Here is an 887-nt window from a genome sequence, read left to right as displayed (position 1 = left end):
GGATATGGCGGAAACCCATTTCGCGCTCTTCATGGCCGCGATAGGCGAGCGCACCGGCGATCAGCGCCACCTTGCCGCGCGCGCCGGGCAGGAAGCGGCCGATGAGATAGCCGSCGAGACGGCCGGCGGCGCGGTTGTCGAYGCCGACATAGCTGACGCGCCCGACATGGCTGATGTCGGAGACCAGCGTCAGCACGGTGACGCCGTTGGCGATCAGCTTGCGGACTGCCTCGCGCACCAGCGGGCTGTCGAGGCCGATCAGGCCGACGCCCCGGCTGACCGGCCGCAGGCTGTCAAGTTTCAGCGCGATCTCCTCGGGCTCGATGCCGGAAAGACGGTGAACAAAAATCTCGGCGTCGTTGCGCTGGGTCGCCTGGCGTTCGAGATGCTGGGCAAGGTCGGCGATGAAAGCGTTGGTGCCACCCGGCAGCACGAAATCGAGGCGTATCGTATCTGCCGGGCTCGCTTTTTCAGTCTCGCCGGACAGCTGGCCGACGATGTTCATCACGTGCAGGCGGGTATGTTCCTGCACACCGGGACGGTTGTTGAGGACTCTGTCGACAGTTGCTTTGGAAACGCCGGCGATGCGCGCAATCTCATCCAGTTTCGGACGGGTTTTCTTCACGAATGGCCTCATCGTCGCGCAGGCCGTCGCTGCTCCGACCGCACTGAAAAATCTCATCAAAATGAGGTATTAGCCGGAACTCCGGTAAATTTCCAGTGGCTTAGCGATATTGCCGTCTTACATTTCGGAAGTTGCAGTCATCCCCTGCGTTTGGCTTCGCTTGACAGTGGGTGGTCGATTTCTGTAACCTCATAATGAGGCGTAATAAAAGATCATTTTGAGTTGATTGATTCCATGGAGCCCACATCACGCGATTACAGCC

1 protein-coding gene is annotated in these 887 nt (G+C 59.8%); it reads right to left on the bottom strand.

Features of this window, described 5'->3' with window-relative positions; genetic code table 11:
• A partial coding sequence (locus tag AC1D0P_RS26160) for a LacI family DNA-binding transcriptional regulator (RefSeq protein WP_477679388.1) occupies nt 1–625 on the bottom strand: 625 nt, incomplete at its 3' end.
• Nucleotides 626–887 lie beyond the last annotated feature (262 nt).

Source organism: Polaromonas sp. P1_G2 (genome assembly GCF_056405515.1).
The sequence above is the reverse complement of the archived record's forward strand: the minus strand, read 5'-3'. Positions and strand labels throughout refer to the sequence as shown.